Below are 17,098 nucleotides of genomic sequence, written 5' to 3'. Positions count from 1 at the left end.
CGTGCTCACGCCTTCAGCGTGTCCTTCCGGTACAGCCAGGCCGCGCCGCCCGCGAAGATCAGGAAGAAGGCGACGAGGATGGCGATGTCCTGGGCGTGGGGAGCCTGGCTCTGCTCGATCGCCCGCCCCAGTGCAGCGTACGCGTGCGTGGGCAGCCACTTCGCGATGTCCTGCAGCCAGGTCGGGAAGGAGGAGGACGGCATCCACAGGCCGCCGAGGATCGACAGCCCGAAGTAGACGATCATCGTGATCGGGCGGACCGCGTCCCCGGAGGCGAGGTAGCCGATGGCGACGCCGAGCGCGGCGAAGACCAGGCTGCCGGCCCAGATCGCCCCGGTGAGCGCGGCCCACTGCCAGGCGTCCAGGCGTACGTCCTTCACGGCCGCGGCGACCAGGAAGACGACCACGATGGACGGCAGGCTGACGACGGCGGCGCCGGCGGTCTTGGCGAGGACGTACCCGCGCCCGGGCAGCGGGGTGAGCCGCAGCTGCCGTACCCAGCCGCCCTCCCGCTCCTTGGCGATGCGCTCGCTGTTGCCCATCAGGACGGCGGTCAGGGCGCCGAAGGAGGCCATGGAGACCATGACGTACTTCGCGACGCTCAGGCCGGTGCCGTCGACGTCACCCGTCTGGTTGGAGACGAGCAGGAAGATCACCGATGGGTAGATCACCGAGAAGAACAGGAACTTGCGGTTGCGCAGGGCCCGGGTGAGCTCCAGCTTGATCAGGGCGTTCATGACTGCTTGGCCTCCTCGGCCTCCGTGATGGCGACGAAGGCCTGCTCCAGACCGAGACCGGCGACTTCGAGGTTGCGGGGGTAGACACCGAGGCCGTACAGGGCGTGCACGGTGGCGTCGGCGTCGGACGACTGGATGCGGACGGTCTGGCCCGACACGTCGATCGACGTCAGGAACGGCAGGGCGCGCAGGGCGGCCTCGTCGATCTCGCCCTCCAGGTCGAAGGAGACGCGGCGGGCGCCGGCCTTGGCCTTGATCTCGGCGGCGGTGCCGTCGGCGAGGAGCCGGCCGCGGTGCAGCACCAGAACCCGGTCGGCGATGGCGTCGGCCTCTTCGAGGTAGTGGGTGGCGAAGAGGATCGTACGGCCCTGGTCGGCCTGCTCGCGCATGGTGGCCCAGAAGGCCTGGCGGGCGGAGACGTCCATGCCGGTGGTCGGCTCGTCCAGGATGATCAGGTCGCTGTCGCCGGCGGTGGCGAGGGCGAAGCGGACACGCTGGGCCTGGCCGCCGGAGAGCTTGTTGACCTTGCGGTCGGCGATCTGCGCGATGCCCGCGCGGGCCATCACGTCCGCGGCCTTGTACGGCTTCGGGTGCAGCGAACAGCCCAGCTTGACCAGTTCCTCGACGGTGACCTCGTCCATCAGCCCGCCGCTCTGCAGCATCGCCCCGACCCGCCCGGCGACGATCGCGTCACGCGGGGTGCCGCCGAAGAGGTTCACCGTGCCGCTGTCGGGGTGCTTGAGACCGAGGAGCAGGTCGAGGGTGGTGGACTTGCCGGCCCCGTTCGGGCCGAGGAGGGCGACGGTCTCGCCCGGGTACAGCCGGAGCGAGAGCCCGTCGACGGCCCGCACGCTCCCGTACGTCTTGGTCACCTGGTCGAAGCCGACCACCGGGGTGGTGGTGGCCGGTGCCGCAGTTGTCGTCATGGCAACCATGCTCGCGGCGCGGGCCGGGTGCCGGGCAGTGTCGGGGGTCCTGAGTGCCGGATGACAGATGTCATGCCGAACGGGTGACGGGGACGGCGAAGGGGGCGCCCGCTGAACGCCGGACGCCCCCTGCCGTGTGTGGCGCGGCTACTTGGGGTTGGTGTCGATGACCGCGACCCGGTTGGTGGTGCTCATCAGGGCCTGGCGCAGGGCGACATAGACGTCCTGCGGGGTGACGGCCGTCTTCTTGCCGTTGGCGCGGGTGATGAGCACGCCGTCGAAGGCCCCGCGGTAGAGCTGCTTCAGGGCGCTCAGGTCGGGCTTGTCGACCAGCTTGCCGTCCGCGGTGGGCACCACCCTGAGGAACTTCCAGAGCGATTTCTCCGGGCTCATCAGCACCACGTGCCCCGGGCCCGCCGACACCGTCACCTTGGCCGACATCGCCGGCTTCGCGAACAGCTTCATCTCCTGGTCGACCGCCGCGTTCGACACCGTCGGCTGCTTGGTCGTCGTCGGCACGGTGACCGGGGTCGCCGTGCCCGTCTCCACCAGCGTGCGGTAGGCCTGTTCGACCGCCTGGGTCGACTGGGCGGCGTCGATGGCCTTGCCCGCCTTGCCGTAGACGGCGACCGCCTGGCCCGGCTTGAAGTCGATGCCGCCCTCGACGACCGAGCCGGAGCCGCCGCCGGCCTGCTGGAGCGCGGCCTGGAGCTTCTCCTCGTCCACCGGCATGTCGGGCTCGATCACCCGCTTCTGCCCGAAGAGGGAGCCGATGACGTGAACGGGGTTGTAGTCGCTGGTCGCGGCCTGGCTCACGGTGGCCTGGAAGTCGAACTGGAGACCGGCGTTCTCCGGGGTGAGGGTGACCGTGTTGCCGCCGACGGAGAGCTTCAGCGGCTTGTTCACCCGGCTGCCGAAGGCGTCGTCGAGCTTCTTGACGGCGTCGTCACGGGTGCCGCCGCCGATGTCCACGCCGAGGACCGTGGTGCCCTTGGGCACGTCGGTGTGGTTCATCAGCAGTCCGGCGCCGTAGGCACCGCCCGCGACGACGACCACGCCGGCGCCCAGGAGCACCAGCTTGCTGCGGCCCTTCTTCTTCGGCTTGGCCTGTGCCTTGGGCGCGCCGGAGGACTCCGGCTTGGCCGGGGCCTGCGGGGCCGTGCCGCCGAACGAGGAGGCACCGGCTCCGGGGACCACCGGGATGCCGCTGGTGACGGTGTGTCCGGAGACGTTGTCGGCCGGGCGGTAGCCGGGCGTGCCCGGTTCGGGGGCCGGCTTCTGCGGGGTGAGGATCGCGGTGTCGTCGCTGAGCCCCCCGCCCGGGCCGAGACCGCTCGGGCCGGGGCCGGCAGCCGGGGCGCCGGGTCCGGCGGGTCCGCCGCCCGGGCGGCCGGGTCCGGCGGACCGTTCGAGGTCGGCGATGTCGGCGAGGGCGCTGCGCGGCGGCCGGCCGGCCTGGCTGCCCTGGCCGCCGGGGCCGTCGTAACCGCCCGTGCCGGACAGGGCGTCGAAGGGGTCGCCGGCCGACGGGACGAGGGGGCCGTCGCCGGTGACCGGGCCGCTGGTGGGGCCGGCCGGACCCTGGGGGCCGCCGGGACCGCCATGGCCGTGCGGGCCGTTGAAGCCGCTCGGACCACCGGGGCCGCCGAGGCCGCCGTGCCCGTTCGCACCGGGGGTGCCGGGGAAGCCGTTCTGGCCGTTCGCGCCGGGGGTGTCGCCGAAGCCGTCGTGGCCGCCCGGACCGGCCGGACCCGAACCCGTCGCGCCCGCGCCGCCGAAGCCGTCCTGACCGCCGTTCTCCGAGAAGTACGGCAGGTCGTCGCGACGCGTGTCGCCGCCGGACGCGCCGGGACGGGAGCCGCCGCCCAGCGGACCCGCGTTCAGTGCCTCGGTGACGTCGAAGGAGCCGGTGCCGCCACCGTGTCCGGGGGCGACGGGGCCGCCGGTGGCGCCGGGCAGGCCCTTGCCGGCGCCGGAGCGGGTGCCGCCCGGGACGGTCATGGAGCCGACCACACCGCCGGGACGGCCGCCGCCGGGACGTGCGCCGGTGGTACCGGCCGCGCCGGATGCCCCCGAACCACCCGGACGGGTGCCCGACGCACCGGGGGCGGAGCTGGAACCGCCGGGGATTCCAGCCCCGTTCGTGCCGCCGCCGCCCGGACCGCCCTTGCCGCCGGAGGACTTGCGGGGCGCGAACCAGTCGCTGGTCTTCTCCTCGGCCTGGGCCGCGGGCTCGGCAGGGGATTCGGCGATGCCGGCGGCGGTCCGGTCGGCCGCGGGCAGCGGGCCGGTGTCGGGCGCCTCGTCCCGGATGCTCTCGCCGTCCCCGACGGGCTTGCGCACGACGACCGGCGGGATGGGCCGGGATCCCGGGATGTTGATCCGGATCCGGGTCGTCAGCGTGGTCTCGGTCTTCTTCTCCGGTCGCGTGGCCGAACGGCCGGCGTCCGTACCGTCGTCGGAAGCCATGGGGGTCCCGTACGGCGGCGTGCCGGAGGGGTATGCGGCTCCGCCGCGCCCGTCGGGCCCGGAGGACGGAGTGTCAGTTTCACGACTCAAGGCAGGTTCTCCCAGTTGGCTCCGCCGCCCTTACGACCTGACTGCTTTGGGGGTCCCCCCAACTCGAGCGAAGTCGAGAGCTTGGGGGAGGCTCGGCGGCGCGCACCACCATACTGGCCACGTCTGGCGCTCATCCCGTGACCGTTGAGGAAACCCACACCGGACTCGCACGTGCGCCGCACGGCGAAGTGGTACGTCACTTGCCAAGTCGGGCGGGACCGCCACGAGGTTGCCGCCCGGCGCCAAGGGTGGCACAGATCACAGCGAGGGCCATGCCGCCGAGCAGGAAGAGATAGGAGCCGAGTCCCGCGCCGAACAGGAAGTCGCCCTCGGGGCGCGAGGTGGTGAGCAGGATGACGGTGACGATCCAGCCCACCACGGGCGCGACCGCCCCGCCCCGGCCGCCCGTGGCGTACGCCCCGCCGAGGAACAGCCCCGCCGCGCCCGCGAGGGCGAGCAGCAGCCCCCCGGGGAACCACGCGGCCTGCACGAGGGCCCCGGCGAGGCCGATGACGGCACCGAGCAGGAAAAGGCCGGCATAGGCGGCGATTCGCCCGGCCGAGGGCCGTTGCAGCGGCTGGGCGAGCAGCGGCCCCTGTCCCGCGTCGCTCATGGGGTCTCCTCCGGATCGAGGCCGAGGCCGGCGAACAGGTCGGTCTCCCCCGGCCGGCCCTCGCCGCGCACCAACTCGTAGTACTCGGTGGTGAACAGCGGCTGGGCCAGTTCGTTGGAGAGCGCGAAGTAGGGCTCGGCCACCTCGATCTGGGTGACGTGGGCGCGCATCGCGGCGGCCTTGGCGGCGGCGAAGGCGGTCCCGTCGACGCTGGTGGTGACCCGCTCGTCGGCGACCACGCCCGGTACGTCGGCCACGGTGGCGCCCTTCTCGAAGGGCAGTACGGCCAGCTCGTCCTGGAGCCGGGCGAAGGCGGCCTCGGCGACGGAGCGCGGCACCCGGTTCCAGTACACCTTGTCGATCCGGTGCCCGCGCTCGTCCGCGAGCTCGACGGCGCGCATGGCGACGCGGTGGGCCTGGACGTGGTCCGGGTGGCCGTAGCCGCCGTTGTCGTCGTACGTCACGAGGACCTGGGGCCGGACCTCGAGGATCACGTCGGCCAGACGCCCGGCGGCCTCGTCCACGTCGGCCTGCCAGAAGCACCCGGGGTCCGCGTTGTCCGGAATGCCCATCATCCCGGAGTCGCCGTACCGGCCCGCCCCGCCGAGCAGCCGGGCATCCGTCACCCCCAGCGCGCGCACGGCGGCGGCCAGCTCCCCGCGCCGGTGCGCACCCAGCGCGGGCCCGCTCAGATGCCGCAGCTCGGGCGGGATGACCTCGCCGCGCTCTCCGAGGGTGCAGGTGACCAGGGTCACATGCGCACCCTCGGCCGCGTACCTGGCCATGGTGGCGCCGTTGTTGATCGACTCGTCGTCCGGATGCGCGTGCACCAGGAGAAGACGCCGGGCGGGGAGTTCCGTCATGGGACCACCCTACGAGGCGACGGCGCCCGGACCGCGCCTTGGGCGGCACCCCGGAGGAACGGCTTCGTCGGCAATATCTCGTTCGTGCACATGCCGTGGTCCTGCGATCATCCGCACATGCTCACACTCGACGACGACCTCGGACACCTTTCCTACGACGTGGCGGGCGCCGGATCGCCCGTCGTGCTCGTGCACGCCGGTGTTGCCGATCACCGCATGTGGGACGCGATCGTGCCCGCTCTCGCCCAGCGGCACACCGTGGTCCGGTACGACCTGCGCGGCTTCGGCGAGTCCGCGCCCCCGGCCGGACCGTTCCGCGAGACCGACGACCTGCGCCGCCTCCTGGACCACCTCGGCCACGAACGCGTCCGGCTCGTGGGCGCGTCCTGGGGTGGCCGTGTGGCCCTGGACTTCACGCTCACCCACCCGGACCGGGTGCGCTCCCTGACGATGCTCGCCGCGCCCTGGCCGCGCTACCACTGGTCCGCGGACATGATCGCGTACGACGAGGCCGAGACGGCGGCCCTGGAGGCGGGCGACCTGGACGCCGCCGTGCGTATCAACCTGGACATGTGGCTGCGCGGACCTGCTCGCCACTGGGACGACGTGGCCGGTGGTCTGAGCGACCGGCTCCGCGGCCCCCTGCGGACCTCGCTGGTGAACCAGGCCGTCGTGGGGCAGCACTCCCAAGGTCCGGCAACCGGTGACCTCGCCGCTGTCTCCGTCCCCACAATGGTGGGTGTGGGCAAGCTCGACGTCCCCGACTTCCAGGACATCGCCCGCCGCTACGCCGCCGAGATCCCCGGCGCCACCCTGGTGGAGTTCGCCACCGCCGCCCATCTCATCGCCATGGACGCGCCCGCCGAACTCACCGCGGTACTCAGTCCGTTCCTCGCCCGGTAGGGCGTGTACCGAATCCTGCTCGATCCGCGGGACCCGCCTCAGAACTTGATGCTGCTGATCATGCTGGCGACGTTGGTCGTCAGCTGGCTGATCGTGGGGGCGACGGTCGAGGAGGCGAGGTAGAAGCCGAGCAGCATGCAGACGATGGCATGCCCGCCCTTGAGCCCCGACTTCTTGATCAGCAAGAAGACGATGATCGCCAGCAGCACCACCGCCGAAATCGAGAGTGCCACGGCGGCTCACCTCCAAAGATCGCCAGATCTAGATCAGTTGAGCAAATCCATGCAGACGCCAGCAGGTTCATACCCACACAGCGGTAGTGATCATAACTATCCGTGCTCGCGCATCGCTCGGCGCACGGCCGCACAAGGGGGCGCATGGCCAATATGGTCGGGGTATGACGACCGAGTCTGATTCCTTCCCCCGTCGGCACGCCCGGACGCAGCGGTTCACGCTCGGCGCGCCGCGTGCGTTCACGGTGGCGCCCGACGGTTCGCGTGTCGCGTTCCTGCGCTCCGGATCCGGCACCGACCGGGCCAACTCCCTCTGGGTGACGGACCTTCCGGAGGGCGCCGAGCGGCTGGCCGCCGATCCGGGTGCCCTCCTCGGAGACGCCGCCGAAGAGCTCTCCGCCGAGGAGCGGGCGCGCCGTGAACGCAGTCGGGAGGGAGGCGCCGGCATCGTCGGCTATGCCACCGACAGCGCCGTGGAGTTGGCGTCTTTCGCCTTGTCAGGGCGGCTTTTCACGGCCGAGCTGCGGGCCGGTACGGCGCGCGAACTCCGGGTCCCGGGGCCGGTGATCGACCCGCGTCCTTCCCCCGACGGCACCCACATCGCCTATGTCGCGCACGGTGCGCTGCGGGTCGTGGGCGCCGAGGGCGAGGGCGACCGGGCGCTCGCCGAGCCGGAGGCCACGGACGGACCGGGGCGGGTCACCTACGGGCTCGCGGAGTTCGTCGCGGCCGAGGAGATGGGGCGTTCGCGGGGGTTCTGGTGGGCTCCCGACGGGAGCCGGCTGCTCGTGGCGCGCGTGGACGACACGCCGGTGGAGCGGTGGTGGATCGCCGATCCGGCCCATCCGGAGCGTGAGCCACGTAACGTCGCCTACCCGGCCGCCGGCACGGCCAACGCGGACGTACGGCTGTTCGTTCTCGGGCTCGACGGGGGACGCACCGAGGTCGCGTGGGACCGGTCCCGGTATCCGTATCTGGCCCGTGTGCACTGGTCAGCGGCGGGTGCGCCGCTGGTGCTGGTGCAGGCGCGGGACCAGCGCAGCCAGCTGTTCCTGGCGGTGGACCCGGACACGGGAGCCACCCGGATGGTGCACGCCGATGAAGATCCAAGTTGGCTTGAACTGTTCGCTGGAGTGCCCTGCTGGAGCCCGTCCGGGCAGCTTGTCCGGATCGCGGACGAGGGCGGCGCCCGGGTCCTGGCGGTCGGCGAACGGCCTTTGACCAGCGGTCAGTTGCATGTGCGCGCGGTGCTGGACGTGGGTGCGGACGACGTGCTGATTTCCGCCTCGGCGGGCCCGGAGGTGCAGGAGCCGGAGATCGGCCAGGTCCATGTGTACCGGGTGAACGAGCTGGGCCTGGAGCGCGTGTCGCAGGAGCCCGGCGTCCACTCGGCGGTGCGCGCCGGCGCCGTGACCGTGCTCGTGTCCGCGACACCGGACACTCCCGGCCCCCGGGTCCAGGTGCTGCGTGACGGAAAACCGGCGGCGACTGTCCGGTCGTACGCCGAAAATCCCGGTTTCTCCCCCCGGGTGACGCTGACCCAGGGGGGCGCACGCCGAATCCCGTGCGCCGTGCTTATGCCACGGGACTACCACGGTGACACTCCCCTGCCCGTCCTCATGGACCCCTACGGCGGCCCGCACGGCCAGCGCGTGGTCGCCGCGCACAACGCCCACCTCACCTCCCAGTGGTTCGCCGACCAGGGTTTCGCGGTGGTCGTGGCGGACGGACGGGGCACTCCGGGGCACTCGCCGGCCTGGGAGAAGGCGGTCCGGGACGAGCTGGCGGCCGTCGTGCTCCAGGACCAGGTGGACGCGCTGCAGGCGCTCGCCGGGGAGTTTCCGCTGGACCTGGGGCGGGTGGCGATCCGCGGCTGGTCCTTCGGCGGCTATCTGGCGGCGCTGGCGGTGCTGCGCCGCCCGGACGTCTTCCACGCGGCGGTCGTCGGCGCCCCGGTCACCGATCTGCGGCTGTACGACACCCACTACCAGGAGCGCTACCTGAGCCTGCCGGACGAGCAGCCGGAGGTCTACCGCCGCAACTCGCTGATCGACGACGCGGGCCTGGTCGGCCCGGCCGAGCCGCACCGCCCGATGATGATCATTCACGGCCTTGCGGATGACAACGTCGTCGTCGCCCACTCCCTGCGGCTGTCCTCCGCCCTGCTCGCCGCGGGCCGCCCGCACGAGGTCCTGCCCTTGTCCGGGGTGACGCACATGACCCCGCAGGAGACCGTCGCGGAGAACCTGCTGCGGCTGCAGCTGGACTTCCTGCGGCGTTCGCTGCCCCACCGGGGAAAATGACCGTCAACTGCGTTAACACGCAGGCAACTCCGCGGAAGCCGTACCGATATACGGACGCGGGAGGCTGATCAGCGTACGGCCGTGCGGGTGCCGTGAGCGGGCCGGGGCGCGCCATGTCGTCCCGGCCCGCTGCCGTACGCGTACCCCTACGCGTCCTCCGCCGGGACCACCCGCTTCTCCTCCGCGAAGTGACAGGCCGAGGCGTGGGCCGCCGGGCCGGAGGTGTCGCGGAAGACCTCCGGCACCGCGAGGGCCGGCACCTCCCGGACACAGCGCTCCTGCGCCTTCCAGCAGCGGGTGCGGAAGCGGCAGCCGGAGGGGATGTTCGTCGGCGACGGCACGTCTCCGCTGAGGATGATCCGCTCGCGCTGTTCCCTCGCCTCGGGATCCGGGACCGGGACCGCCGAGAGCAGCGCCTGGGTGTAGGGGTGCGTGGGGTGGTCGTAGATCTCGGTGTCCCGGCCGATCTCCACGATCCGCCCGAGGTACATCACGCCGACCCGGTCGGAGATGTGCCGGACGATGGACAGGTCGTGCGCGATGAAGACGTAGGAGAGGTCGAACTCCGACTGCAGGCGGTCCAGGAGGTTGATCACCTGGGACTGGACCGAGACGTCGAGGGCGGACACCGGCTCGTCGGCGACGATCACCTCCGGGCGCAGCGCCAACCCCCGTGCGATTCCGATGCGTTGGCGCTGGCCGCCGGAGAACTGGTGCGGATAGCGGTTGACGTACTCCGGGTCGAGGCCGACCACGTCCAGCAGTTCCTGGACCCTGCGGCGGCGGTCGCCCTTGGGCGCGGCCTCGGGGTGGATGTCGTACGGCTCCCCGATGATGTCGCCGACCGTCATACGGGGGTTGAGGGAGGTGTACGGGTCCTGGAAGACCATCTGGATGTTGCGGCGTACGGCCTTCAGGGCCTTTCCCGACAGCTTGGTGATGTCCTCGCCCTTGAAGCGGATGGAGCCGGCCGTGGGCCGTTCCAGGTTGCAGAGCAGCTTGGCGACCGTGGACTTGCCGCAGCCCGACTCGCCGACGATGCCGAGGGTTTCGCCCTTGGCGAGGGTGAAGTCGACGCCGTCGACGGCCTTCACCGCGCCGATCTGCTTCTTGAAGAGGATGCCCCGGGTGAGGGGGTAGTGCTTGACCAGCCCGATCACTTCGAGGATGGGCTCAGTGGTCGAGGTCGTCGACGTCATCGAGGCACTCCCTCCAGAAGTGGCAGGCGCTGCCGCGGGTGCCGGAGACCTCGTACAGCGGGGGTTCGTCGGTGCGGCAGACGTCCCGGGCCATGGGGCAGCGCGGGTGGAAGGAGCAGCCCGGCGGGATGTGCATCAGGTTCGGCGGCAGGCCCTTGATCGCGTACAGCTGCTGTCCCTTCTGGTCCAGGCGCGGGATGGAGTCCAGCAGGCCGCGGGTGTAGGGGTGGGCCGGCGCCTTGTAGATGTCGCGGACGGGCGCGGACTCGACGATCTTCCCGGCGTACATCACGGCGATCCGGTCGGCCACGTCCGCGACGACGCCCAGATCGTGGGTGATGAGGATGAGCCCCATGTGGTACTCGCGCTGCAGCTCCGCGAGCAGGTCCATGACCTGCGCCTGCACGGTGACGTCGAGGGCGGTGGTGGGCTCGTCGGCGATGATCAGCGCCGGTTCCAGGGCCAGCGCCATGGCGATCATGATGCGCTGGCGCATACCGCCGGAGAACTGGTGGGGGTAGTCCCGCACCCGCTGGGCGGCGGCCGGGATGCGCACCCGTTCCATCAGCTCGACAGCCCTGCCCCGCGCGGCCTTCTTCGACATCCCGCGGTGCACGACGAACATCTCGCCGAGCTGGTCCCCCACGGAGATGACGGGGTTGAGGGCCGACAGCGCGTCCTGGAAGATCATCGCCATCCCGGCGCCGCGGATCCTCCTGCGCTCCTCTTCCTTCAGTGTGAGCAGATCCCGTCCCTGGAACAGGATCCGGCCGCCGGTGACCCTTCCGGGCGGGGTGTCGAGGATGCCCATCACGGCCTGCGCGGTCACCGACTTGCCCGACCCCGACTCGCCGAGCACGGCCAGGGTCTCCCCCGCGTCAACCTCGAAACTCACCCCGTTGACGGCATGCGCGACCCCGTCCCGGGTCCGGAACTCCACCTTCAGGTCCCGCACTTCGAGCAGCACTTCGCCCTCGCCTCGCACGGCCGTCACCTCAGCTTCGGATCGAGGGCGTCGCGGACCGCGTCGCCGAGCATGATGAAGGCCAGGACCGTGAGGGCCAGGGCCCCCGAGGGCCACAGCAGGGCGTGCGGGGCGTTGCGGATGTAGGGGGAGGCGGCGGAGATGTCGATGCCCCAGGAGACGCTGGGCGGTTTCAGGCCCACGCCGAGGTACGACAGGGTCGCCTCCAGCGCGATGTAGGTGCCCAGCGCGATGGTCGCCACCACGATCACGGGGGCCACGGCGTTCGGGGCGATGTGGCGCAGCAGGATGCGGGAGTCGGAGGCGCCGAGGGCGCGGGCGGCCTGGACGTAGTCGTTCTGCTTGGCGGTGATGACCGAGCCGCGGGCGATGCGCCCGATCTGCGGCCAGCCGAGCAGCACCATGAACCCGATGACCGGCCAGACCGTGTTGCTGGTGACCACCGACAGCAGGACCAGACCGCCGAGGACCACCGGGATGGCGAAGAAGATGTCGGTGATCCGGGACAGGATCGAGTCCCAGACACCGCCGAAGTAGCCCGCCAGGGCCCCCAGGACCGACCCGAGGACACCCACCCCGAGTGTCGCCAGCACGCCCACCGTGACGGACGTACGGGCGCCGTACACCGTGCGCGTGTAGACGTTGCAGCCCTGGCCGTCGTACCCGAAGGGCGCGCCCGGGCCCGGGCCGTCCTGGGCCTTGGCGAGGTCGCACTTCAGGGGGCTGCCGGAGGCGATCGCCGAGGGCCAGACGGAGATGAAGACCAGGAAGAGGATCACCACGGCGGAGATCAGGAAGACCGGGTTGCGGCGCAGGTCCCGCCAGGCGTCGGACCACAGCGAACGCGGCCTGCCCGCCGGGCCCGTGCCCTCCGGGCCGCCCGGGGTCCGCTCCAGGGTGGCGGCCTCGCTCGCGCCCAGGTCCATCGTGCCGCCCATGCCCGTCCCGGCGATCGCGCGCTCGGGCTCGTACGACTGCTCAGGCATAGCGGATCCTCGGGTCGAGTACGGCGTACAGGAGGTCGACGAGGAGGTTGGCGACGAGGAAGACCAGGACGAGGACCGTCACGAAACCGACGACCGTCTGGGTGTTCTGGCGCAGGATGCCCTGGTACAGCTGGAAGCCGACGCCGTGGATGTTGAAGATCCGCTCGGTGACGATCGCACCGCCCATCAGCGCGCCGATGTCGGCGCCGATGAAGGTGACCACGGGGATCAGCGAGTTGCGCAGCAGGTGACGGACCACGACCCGGCGCCTGGGCAGGCCCTTGGCGACCGCCGTACGGACGTAGTCGGCCCGTTTGTTCTCCGCGATGGAGGTGCGGGTCAGCCGGGTGACGTAGGCGAGGGAGACGGAGGCGAGGACCAGGCCGGGCACGATCAGCTCGTCGAAGCTGCCGTAGCGCACGGACGGGCTGATCCACTGCCACTTGATGCCGAGCAGCAGCTGCAGCAGCAGACCGGTGACGAAGGTCGGTACGGAGATCACCACCAGCGTGGACAGCAGCACCCCGGTGTCGACGGGCCGGCCGCGCCGCATGCCCGTCATGACGCCCAGCGTCACGCCGACGACGATCTCGAAGAGGATGGCGACGATCGTGAGCCGGATGGTGACGGGGAAGGCGGTGGCCATCAGCTCGGTGACCGGCTGGCCGTTGAAGGCGGTGCCGAAGTCGCCGGTGAAGAGGTGGCCCATGTAGGTCGCGTACTGCTGCCACAGCGGCTTGTCCAAGCCGAACTCCCGCTTCAGCTGGGCGGCCGTCGCCGGATCGCAGGCCCGCTCCCCGCACAGGCCGGCGATGGGGTCGCCCATCACGTTGACCATGAGGAAGATCAGCAGGGTGGACCCGATGAACACGGGGATCATCTGCAGCAGCCGCCGTGCGACATAGCGCCCCATGCCGCTCAGCCCACCCTGATCTCGTTGTAGACCGGCACGCTGAACGGGTTGAGCGCCACACGGGAGAGCCGGGAGGAGTAACCGGCGCTGCCGTTCTGGTACCAGAGCGGGATGGCGGCCATGTTGTCGCGGACGACCTCCTCGGCCTGCTGGAACAGCCGGACGGCCGCGGCCTGCCCGGTCTCGGCGTTGGCCCGGTCGACGAGCCGGTCGAACCGGCTGTCGGACCACTTGCCGTCGTTGGAGGAGGCGCCCGTGTAGTACAGCGGCTGCAGGAAGTTCTGGATCAACGGGTAGTCCATCTGCCAGCCGGCCCGGAAGGGGCCGGTCATCTTGTGCTGCCCGATCTGGTTGCGGAAGTCGGCGAAGGTGCCGACCGGGTTGCCCACGCAGGCCTTGTCGTTGCCGAGCGTGTTGTTGACTGAGTTGCACACGGCGTCCACCCACTGCTTGTGGGAGCCGGTGTCCGCGTTGTAGGTGATCTTCAGCTGGCCGCCGGGGAACCCGCCGCCCTCCTGGATGAGCCTCTTGGCCTGCGCGGGGTCGTAGTCGCAGGCGTGGCCGCACAGCCCGGGCTTGTAGCCGCCGGCCGCGCCGAGGACCGGGGAGGTCCAGTCGGTGGCGGGGGTGCGGGTGCCACGGAAGATGGTCTCGGTGATCTGCTTGCGGTTGATCGCCATGGACAGGCCGGTGCGGACCTTCCGTGCCCCGGGGGTGTTCCACTTCGGGTCGTAGTAAGGGAAGGCGAGGGTCTGCAGGATGCCGGCCGGGGTGTTGATGTAGCGGCCGTTCAGGTCGGTCTCGACGTTCTTGAGCTGGGTGGAGGGCACGTCGTCGACCAGGTCGAGGTTGCCGGCCAGCACGTCGGTGTAGGCGGTGTTGCTGTCGGTGTACACCAGCAGCGTCACCCCGGCGTTCCGCGCCTTGTCGGGGCCGGGATAGCCGTCCCACTTCCTCAGGTTCATCGCCGAGCCCCTGGTGTACGACTCGATCCGGTACGGCCCGTCGCCGACCGGTTTCCTCAGCCAGGCGGCGTGGTCGGTGAAGAAGGCGCGGGGCAGCGGGGCGAAGGCGGCGTAGCCGAGGGTGTCGGGGAAGCTGGAGAACTTCTGGTTGAGCCGGACGGTGAAGGTGTCCGGGCCGGTGACCTTGAGTCCGGACAGGGTGTCGGCGGTCTGGGTGCCGCTGTCGGGGTGGACCTTGTCATAGCCGTCGATGTAGGCGAAGAAGTAGGCGTTCTTCTGGTTGTTGCGCAGGCTCGCGCCGTAGTTCCAGGCGTCCACGAAGGAGCGGGCGGTCACCTTCTCGCCGTTGGAGAAGGTCCAGCCGTCCTTGACCCTGACGGTGAAGTTCTGCGAGTCCGAGGTGTCGATGCGCTCGGCGAGCCAGTTCTGGGCCTTGCCGGTCTTCGGGTCGTACTTCTTCAGCCCCCGGAAGATCATGTCGAGGACCTTGCCGCCCTGCACCTCGTTGGTGTTGGCGGGCTCCAGCGGGTTCTGCGGGTCGCCCCAGGAGGAGGTCAGCACCCCGGCGCCGCCGAAGCCGCCGCTGTCCCCGCAGCCGGTGGCCAGCAGCCCGGCGGCGATCACACAGGCGGCCCAGCGGGCGTGCGCGGTACCCCGCATGGCTGCCTCCTCCGCGATCACCCAACCGATACTCGTCAATATCGGCTTATATGACACATACCGCATGCGCGCTGCCGGTTTGAGGGGCCTTTCGAGGGACATCACACGAATGCGGGCACACGCACGGGCTCACCAGGAGGCCGCCCGTCATGCCGTCAGGACTCCACCAGGATGTCTTCACGGGTCTGGACCAATGGCCGTCGCAATGCCCGTCGATCCGCTGTTTCCGCAGGCCACACGAGCTTCGCGCGCCGTTGACGCGCGCAGAGCGCCGCTGATAGACACACTCATCACCCAGCTGGCGTCACCAGGAGAAACCCCGGTCCGGAAGTCGAACAAGCCGTCCCTGTGCGAACGATGACGCGAGGTCACATTCATGAGCACACCAGAGCAGCACGGCACGAGAGGTTCACATCCGAAAAGCCCCCGACCCCGCGTCCGCCGACTCGCCCTCGCCGCCGGAGCCTTCGCCCTGACGCTCTCGGCGGCCCTCGCGACCCCGCTCGACCCCACGCCCCAGCGGGCGGAGGCGGCACAGGGCGACAAGGTGCTCACCGTCGCCGTCGCGCAGAGCGTCGACTCGCTGAGCCCCTTCCTGGCGGTGCGCCTGGTCAGCACCAGCATCCTGCGGCTCACCTACGAGTACCTGACGGACTACGACCCCGGGGACGGGCACCCGGTGCCGGGCCTGGCCACCCGCTGGTCGTTCTCGCCCGACAAACTGACCTGGACCTACACCATCCGCTCCGACGCCACGTGGTCGGACGGGCAGAAGGTGACCGCCGAGGACGCGGCCTGGACCTTCGACAAGCTGATGACCGACCCGGCCGCCGCCACCGCGAACGGCAACTTCGTCGCCAACTTCCGCAAGGTGACCGCCCCGAGCCCCACGCAACTGGTCATCCAGCTGAAGAAGCCGCAGGCCACCATGACCGCCCTGGACGTGCCGATCGTCCCGGAGCACGTCTGGAAGAACGTCACCGACTTCGCCAAGTTCGGCAACGACAAGAGCTTCCCGATCGTCGGTGACGGCCCGTTCGTCCTCACCGACTACAAGGCCGACAGCTACGTCCGGCTGAAGGCCAACAAGCGCTTCTGGCGCGGGGCCCCCAAGTTCGACCAACTGGTCTTCAAGTACTACAAGGACCAGGACGCGGCGGTCGCCGCCCTGCGCAAGGGGGAGGTGTCCTTCGTGGCGGGCTCCCCCTCCCTGACCCCCGCCCAGGCGGCCTCCCTCAAGGGCGAGCCCGGCATCCACGTCAACGACGCTCCCGGCCGCCGCTTCTACGCCCTCGCCACCAACCCCGGCGCCCGGGCGAAGAACGGTGCGAAGTTCGGCGACGGCGACCCCTCCCTGCTGGACGAGCGGGTCCGGCACGCCCTCTTCATGGCCGTGGACCGCACGACCCTGGTGGACAAGGTGTTCCAGGGCCACGCCGTCGAGGGCCAGGGCTACATCCCGCCGCGCTTCTCGACGTACTTCTGGAAGCCGTCCGCGAGCCAGGAACTCGGCTACGACCCGGTGAAGGCGGCCCAGCTCCTCGATCAGGCCGGCTACCGGAAGAACGCCGACGGCAAACGCGTCGGCAAGGACGGCAGACCGCTGAACTACCGTGTCCTGTGCCACGCCACCGACCCCAACGACAAGGCGGTGGGCCAGTACCTGAAGGAGTGGTGGGGCAAACTCGGCGTCGGCATGACCCTGGACTGCCTCGACAACGTCACCGATCCCTGGCTCGCCGGCAAGTACGACCTCGCCTTCGACGGCTGGTCCGTCAACCCCGACCCGGACTTCGTCCTCTCCATCCACACCTGCGCGGCCCTGCCCGCGACCCCCAAGGACACCGGCGCCACCGACAACTTCATCTGTGACCGGACGTACGACGGCCTCTACGCCAGGCAGCTGACCGAGTACGACACCGGCAAACGGGCCGCGCTGGTCAAGCAGGCGGAATCGCGGCTGTACGACCTCGGGTACATGAACGTCATGGCGTACCCGAACGCCGTCGAGGCCTACCGCACCGACCAGATCAGGTCGATCGAGACCATGCCGAAGGCCGCCGGCAACATCTACGGCCAGGACGGCTACTGGAGCTGGTGGTCGGCGGTCCCGGCGGACTCCGGCGGCTCCTCCGGCGGCGGCTCGACCAGGGTGGTCATCGGGGTCACCGCGGGAGGCGTGGTCGTCCTCGCCGCTGCCGGAGTGTTCCTGGCGCGCCGCCGGCGCACCACGGCGGACGACCGCGAGTAGCC

14 protein-coding genes are annotated in these 17,098 nt (G+C 70.7%); 3 read left to right on the top strand and 11 right to left on the bottom strand.

Going from position 1 to position 17,098, the window contains the following annotated elements; genetic code table 11:
* Nucleotides 1-5: 5 nt before the first annotated feature.
* The 5 genes from ACWDEN_RS09050 to mshB form a co-directional block, all read right to left on the bottom strand.
* Nucleotides 6-737 carry an ABC transporter permease gene (locus ACWDEN_RS09050; RefSeq protein WP_351608288.1) on the bottom strand — a complete coding sequence of 244 codons (732 nt, stop codon included), beginning with the start codon at nucleotides 735-737 and terminating at the stop codon, nucleotides 6-8.
* The gene (locus ACWDEN_RS09045) at nucleotides 734-1,663 is read right to left on the bottom strand and encodes an ABC transporter ATP-binding protein (RefSeq protein ID WP_351608286.1); all 930 of its coding nucleotides are present in this window, start codon (nucleotides 1,661-1,663) and stop codon (nucleotides 734-736) included. Before ACWDEN_RS09045 ends, ACWDEN_RS09050 begins: the two co-directional genes overlap by 4 nt.
* 147 nt (nucleotides 1,664-1,810) lie before the next feature.
* Nucleotides 1,811-4,222: a hypothetical protein gene (locus ACWDEN_RS09040; RefSeq protein ID WP_450858158.1), complete on the bottom strand. Its 2,412-nt coding sequence runs from the start codon at nucleotides 4,220-4,222 to the stop codon at nucleotides 1,811-1,813.
* A 196-nt stretch (nucleotides 4,223-4,418) separates the two neighbouring features.
* On the bottom strand, nucleotides 4,419-4,835 hold the full coding sequence (locus tag ACWDEN_RS09035; protein WP_351613697.1) for a DUF6113 family protein: 417 nt from the start codon (nucleotides 4,833-4,835) through the stop codon (nucleotides 4,419-4,421).
* Complete coding sequence (gene mshB / locus ACWDEN_RS09030; RefSeq protein WP_351613700.1) at nucleotides 4,832-5,698, bottom strand: N-acetyl-1-D-myo-inositol-2-amino-2-deoxy-alpha-D-glucopyranoside deacetylase; 867 nt, start codon at nucleotides 5,696-5,698, stop codon at nucleotides 4,832-4,834. Before mshB ends, ACWDEN_RS09035 begins: the two co-directional genes overlap by 4 nt.
* Before the next feature lie 117 nt (nucleotides 5,699-5,815).
* Here mshB and ACWDEN_RS09025 point away from each other — a divergent pair, with 117 nt between their 5' ends.
* Nucleotides 5,816-6,601 (top strand): alpha/beta fold hydrolase, encoded by a 786-nt coding sequence (locus ACWDEN_RS09025; protein WP_351613703.1) that lies wholly within the window; start codon nucleotides 5,816-5,818, stop codon nucleotides 6,599-6,601.
* Nucleotides 6,602-6,639: 38 nt separating this feature from the next.
* On the opposite strand, the gene ACWDEN_RS09020 is transcribed toward ACWDEN_RS09025, so the two are convergent.
* Nucleotides 6,640-6,834, bottom strand: a complete 195-nt coding sequence (locus ACWDEN_RS09020; protein WP_228623323.1) for a hypothetical protein — start codon at nucleotides 6,832-6,834, stop codon at nucleotides 6,640-6,642.
* A gap of 164 nt (nucleotides 6,835-6,998) precedes the next feature.
* On the opposite strand from ACWDEN_RS09020, the gene ACWDEN_RS09015 reads away from it, so the two are divergent.
* The gene (locus ACWDEN_RS09015; protein WP_450858155.1) at nucleotides 6,999-9,137 is read left to right on the top strand and encodes a prolyl oligopeptidase family serine peptidase; all 2,139 of its coding nucleotides are present in this window, start codon (nucleotides 6,999-7,001) and stop codon (nucleotides 9,135-9,137) included.
* A 146-nt stretch (nucleotides 9,138-9,283) separates the two neighbouring features.
* On the opposite strand, the gene ACWDEN_RS09010 is transcribed toward ACWDEN_RS09015, so the two are convergent.
* Genes ACWDEN_RS09010 through ACWDEN_RS08990 form a run of 5 tightly spaced genes read right to left on the bottom strand, consistent with a single transcriptional unit; the run spans nucleotide 9,284 to nucleotide 14,845 of the window.
* Complete coding sequence (locus ACWDEN_RS09010) at nucleotides 9,284-10,336, bottom strand: ABC transporter ATP-binding protein (RefSeq protein WP_351613708.1); 1,053 nt, start codon at nucleotides 10,334-10,336, stop codon at nucleotides 9,284-9,286.
* Nucleotides 10,311-11,303: an ABC transporter ATP-binding protein gene (locus ACWDEN_RS09005; RefSeq protein ID WP_351613784.1), complete on the bottom strand. Its 993-nt coding sequence runs from the start codon at nucleotides 11,301-11,303 to the stop codon at nucleotides 10,311-10,313. Before ACWDEN_RS09005 ends, ACWDEN_RS09010 begins: the two co-directional genes overlap by 26 nt.
* Nucleotides 11,304-11,326: 23 nt before the next feature.
* Nucleotides 11,327-12,307, bottom strand: a complete 981-nt coding sequence (locus ACWDEN_RS09000; protein ID WP_351613710.1) for an ABC transporter permease — start codon at nucleotides 12,305-12,307, stop codon at nucleotides 11,327-11,329.
* On the bottom strand, nucleotides 12,300-13,220 hold the full coding sequence (locus tag ACWDEN_RS08995) for an ABC transporter permease (protein ID WP_351613713.1): 921 nt from the start codon (nucleotides 13,218-13,220) through the stop codon (nucleotides 12,300-12,302). The genes ACWDEN_RS09000 and ACWDEN_RS08995 overlap by 8 nt, the downstream gene beginning before the upstream one ends.
* Before the next feature lie 5 nt (nucleotides 13,221-13,225).
* Nucleotides 13,226-14,845 carry a peptide ABC transporter substrate-binding protein gene (locus ACWDEN_RS08990; RefSeq protein WP_351613716.1) on the bottom strand — a complete coding sequence of 540 codons (1,620 nt, stop codon included), beginning with the start codon at nucleotides 14,843-14,845 and terminating at the stop codon, nucleotides 13,226-13,228.
* Between the two features lie 376 nt (nucleotides 14,846-15,221).
* On the opposite strand from ACWDEN_RS08990, the gene ACWDEN_RS08985 reads away from it, so the two are divergent.
* On the top strand, nucleotides 15,222-17,096 hold the full coding sequence (locus ACWDEN_RS08985) for an ABC transporter substrate-binding protein (protein ID WP_450858151.1): 1,875 nt from the start codon (nucleotides 15,222-15,224) through the stop codon (nucleotides 17,094-17,096).
* Nucleotides 17,097-17,098: the final 2 nt, after the last annotated feature.

It is taken from the genome of Streptomyces sp. NPDC001153 (assembly GCF_053598315.1).
Note: the sequence above shows the minus strand (reverse complement) of the source record. Positions and strands in the feature narration are given on the sequence as shown.

Coding starts and splice junctions, on each gene's coding strand:
- ACWDEN_RS09050 (WP_351608288.1), bottom strand. CDS start 737: ATGAACGCCCTGATCAAGCTGGAGCTCACCCGGGCCCTGCGCAACCGC.
- ACWDEN_RS09045 (WP_351608286.1), bottom strand. CDS start 1,663: ATGACGACAACTGCGGCACCGGCCACCACCACCCCGGTGGTCGGCTTC.
- ACWDEN_RS09035 (WP_351613697.1), bottom strand. CDS start 4,835: ATGAGCGACGCGGGACAGGGGCCGCTGCTCGCCCAGCCGCTGCAACGG.
- mshB (WP_351613700.1), bottom strand. CDS start 5,698: ATGACGGAACTCCCCGCCCGGCGTCTTCTCCTGGTGCACGCGCATCCG.
- ACWDEN_RS09025 (WP_351613703.1), top strand. CDS start 5,816: ATGCTCACACTCGACGACGACCTCGGACACCTTTCCTACGACGTGGCG.
- ACWDEN_RS09015 (WP_450858155.1), top strand. CDS start 6,999: ATGACGACCGAGTCTGATTCCTTCCCCCGTCGGCACGCCCGGACGCAG.
- ACWDEN_RS09010 (WP_351613708.1), bottom strand. CDS start 10,336: ATGACGTCGACGACCTCGACCACTGAGCCCATCCTCGAAGTGATCGGG.
- ACWDEN_RS09000 (WP_351613710.1), bottom strand. CDS start 12,307: ATGCCTGAGCAGTCGTACGAGCCCGAGCGCGCGATCGCCGGGACGGGC.
- ACWDEN_RS08995 (WP_351613713.1), bottom strand. CDS start 13,220: ATGGGGCGCTATGTCGCACGGCGGCTGCTGCAGATGATCCCCGTGTTC.
- ACWDEN_RS08990 (WP_351613716.1), bottom strand. CDS start 14,845: ATGCGGGGTACCGCGCACGCCCGCTGGGCCGCCTGTGTGATCGCCGCC.
- ACWDEN_RS08985 (WP_450858151.1), top strand. CDS start 15,222: ATGAGCACACCAGAGCAGCACGGCACGAGAGGTTCACATCCGAAAAGC.